Below are 3,073 nucleotides of genomic sequence, written 5' to 3' on the forward strand. Positions count from 1 at the left end.
TGTAAACGCTCGCGCTAAGTGGCGGCATTCTGATCGCGCTATTTGTCGGCGAGCGTCGCTACGCGGCTACCGGCTTGGTCTCGGCCGATCGCACATAGGCGTAGAGTGTTGGCTTGGAGATGCCGAGCATCGAGCAAATCTTGGCGATCGGCATCGTGTTCTCGTGGTAGAGCCTGACGGCCAGGTCGCGCTTGTCCTTGCCGAGTGCGGCCGGCCGGCCACCCTTCTTGCCGCGAGCGCGGGCTGCGGTGAGACCGGCCTGGGTCCGCTCGCGGATCAGGTTGCGCTCGAACTCCGCCAATGCCCCGAACAGGTGGAAGGTAAGCTTGCCCGACGTGGTGGTCGTGTCGATCGCCTCGTGCAGGCTCAGCAGCCCGACCTTTTCCTCGTCGAGGTAGGTCATCCATCCGATCAGATCACGGAGCGAGCGGCCGAGCCTGTCGAGGCGCCAGACCACCAGTGTGTCGCCGGCGCGAAGCAGCTCCTTCACCTTTTCCAATCCAGGGCGAGCGGCAGTCGCCCCGGAGGCCTTGTCGGTGATGACCTTCTCGCAGCCGGCAGCCTTCAGCGCATCACGCTGGAGGTCCAGGTTCTGCTCGGCGGTCGATACGCGGACGTAACCGATTTTCATGCGTAGGGCCGGTGGCGCCCCGATCGGGCGCGGTTTGGGAAGAAAGTCGTCATCGGCAGGTCTATGTTGCCCTAGTTTTCTTTACCGGGTAGATTTACGTCGAACAGGCCGGTTTGGCAACGCGAGCGGACTCGCATGGCGATGGGCAGGCAAATCTCCGTTTTCCTTACCTGCGACACGGACCGTCGGCGGTGACGCATCCGGCGCTTGTCCCGCCGCTGGCGATCGAGCGCTACCGCGTCCTTGAACCGCACCTCGCCGATGGCATCCCGCTCGCGGACCTCGCCCGCACCGGCACGCTGAGCGAGCGGACGTTGCAGCGCTGGCTCGGGCGCTACCGTGCCGAAGGACTTGCCGGTCTCGCGCGTCTGCCGCGCAACGATCGGGGCAGGCTGCACCTGCCGGAACATCTGGTCGAACTGACCCGCACTCTCGCCACCAAGCGCCCGCGACCCCCGGTCGCCGCCATTCACCGAAAGGTGCAGGAACTCGCCATCGCGCATGGACACCGAACCCCCAGCTATGCGGCCGTCGCGCGTGTCGTCAGGGCGATACCGGCAAGCCAGATCGCCGCAGCCTCCGATCCGGCCGTCTACCGCGACCAGCACGAGCTAGTGCATCGGCGCGAAGCCGCGACCTCGAACGAGATGTGGCAGGCCGATCATACCGTTCTCGACATTCTCGTGCTCGATGATGCCGGAACCCCGGTGCGTCCTTGGCTGACCGTCATCGTTGACGATCACAGCCGAGCCATCGCCGGTTACTTCCTCAGCCTCGATGCCCCCAGTGCCCTCAACACGGCGCTCGCCTTGCGGCAGGCGATCTGGCGCAAGCCCAATCCCGAATGGATCGTCAGCGGCATTCCCGAACAGCTTTACGTCGACAACGGCTCGGATTTCATCTCCGAGCATATCGAGCAGGCGTGCATCGCCCTCAAAATCCGCCTCATCCATTCGCTGCCGGGGCGTCCTCGCGGGCGCGGCAAGATCGAGCGGCTGTTCCGCACCATCAACGACATGTTCCTGCCCGACCTGCCCGGCCACCTGATCGCGGGCAAGCCGCTGTCGGCGCCAGTGCTCACGCTCGACGAGCTGCGCGCCCGCTTCGAGGCGTTCGTGTGCGGCGTCTATCATCGTCGCCCGCATGGCAGCACCGGCGAACCGCCGATCACGCGCTGGCAGAAGGGCGGGTTCCTGCCCGCAATGCCCGACAGCCTTGAACAGCTCGACATGCTGCTCGTGCACGTGCCCAAGCCCCGTAAAGTGCTGCGCGACGGCATCCGTCTGATGGGCAGGCGCTATGTCGAACCCACGCTCGCGGCCTTCGTCGGCGAGCAGGTCGAGGCGGTCTATGACCCCCGCGACCTGACCGAGATCCACGTCTACCACCAGGGCCGGTTCGTCTGCCGTGCGCTCAGCTCCGAGCACGCTGGGCACCCGTCGTTGCGCGCGATCCAGCGCGCCCGGCGCGGCGCGAAGGAGCGCGACAAGCAGGTGCCTGCCCCCACGGAGACCTTCGATGGCGACCAAGAGGATACGGCTTCCCGGCCCACCACCTACCGAGGGCTCCGGCTCTACGCCGCTGACGATTGAGTTCCTGGTCGAGCAGCCGTTCCTGGCGACCCGCGAACATGCCCGGTTCGTCGAGTTTGCCGAAGCCTGCGCGCACTACCGCTATATCGGCGTGTGTCATGGCCGGCCGGGCGTCGGAAAGACGCGATCGGCGCGCGAGTTTTCCAGCTTCCCCGACCTGGGGGAATATGCCGCGCTCCGTCCCATTGCCGCGCTGCTTGGCGAAAAGGTCGCTCGCTGCCGCGCCGTCTTCTACACCGTGTCGGTCAGCAACACGCCCAAGACGATCGACGCGGTGTTGGGCCTCAACCTCATTAAGCTGGGCTATGCCCGGCTGACGGTCGCGGGCGGCTCGCAGGACGAAATCACCCATGACGCCGCCCGCATCGCCTGCCCCCTCGTCATCGTCGACGAGGCCGACCGCCTGACCATAAAGTCGCTCGAACATCTCCGCGACATGGCCGATCGCCACGGCTTCGGGCTGATCCTGATGGGTATGCCGGGCTTGGAGAAGCGCCTCGCCCGCTATGCCCAGCTCTACTCGCGGATCGGCTTCGTCCACGAGTTCAAACCGCTTACCGAGACCGAAATGCGGCTGCTGCTCGCGACCCACGCCGGCGATTTCGGGATCAGCTTCGACCCGGCCCAACTCGACGCGATCGAAGCGCAGGCAGCCGTGATCCGCATCACGCGCGGCAACTTCCGGCTCATGGAGCGCCTGTTCGCGCAGATGCGGCGGATCATGACCCTCAACCGCGTCGAGGAGGTCACCGCTGACATCGTTCAGGCCGCGCGCGATTGCCTCGTCATCGGACCCGGCAACTGACAAATAGCGCGATCAGAACGCCGCCATTTAGCGCGAGCGTTTACA

3 protein-coding genes and 1 pseudogene are annotated in these 3,073 nt (G+C 65.7%); 3 read left to right on the top strand and 1 reads right to left on the bottom strand.

Annotated features, from left to right (window positions below; genetic code table 11):
- Positions 1 to 58: 58 nt before the first annotated feature.
- A complete protein-coding gene (locus L8F96_RS18450; RefSeq protein WP_334657012.1) occupies positions 59 to 631 on the bottom strand; it encodes a recombinase family protein in 573 nt (190 codons plus the stop codon).
- Positions 632 to 822: 191 nt separating this feature from the next.
- Between L8F96_RS18450 and L8F96_RS18695 the strand changes: the two are divergent.
- From L8F96_RS18695 to L8F96_RS18460, 3 genes and pseudogenes are all read left to right on the top strand, one after another.
- Positions 823 to 972 (top strand): annotated as a pseudogene (locus L8F96_RS18695) (Mu transposase C-terminal domain-containing protein); the annotation flags it as partial.
- A gap of 138 nt (positions 973 to 1,110) precedes the next feature.
- Entirely contained in the window at positions 1,111 to 2,223 is a 1,113-nt protein-coding gene (locus L8F96_RS18455) for a Mu transposase C-terminal domain-containing protein (RefSeq protein WP_241527248.1), read from the top strand.
- Positions 2,150 to 3,028, top strand: coding sequence for an AAA family ATPase (locus L8F96_RS18460; protein WP_009824028.1), 879 nt, complete (start codon positions 2,150 to 2,152; stop codon positions 3,026 to 3,028). The genes L8F96_RS18455 and L8F96_RS18460 overlap by 74 nt, the downstream gene beginning before the upstream one ends.
- Positions 3,029 to 3,073 lie beyond the last annotated feature (45 nt).

The sequence above is a fragment of the Sphingomonas panaciterrae genome (genome assembly GCF_036890205.1).
Classification (GTDB): Bacteria; Pseudomonadota; Alphaproteobacteria; order Sphingomonadales; family Sphingomonadaceae; genus Sphingomonas; species Sphingomonas panaciterrae.

What these genes read in the sequence shown, in the direction of transcription:
- L8F96_RS18450 (WP_334657012.1), bottom strand. Translation starts at nt 631, where the DNA reads ATGAAAATCGGTTACGTCCGCGTATCGACCGCCGAGCAGAACCTGGAC.
- L8F96_RS18460 (WP_009824028.1), top strand. Translation starts at nt 2,150, where the DNA reads ATGGCGACCAAGAGGATACGGCTTCCCGGCCCACCACCTACCGAGGGC.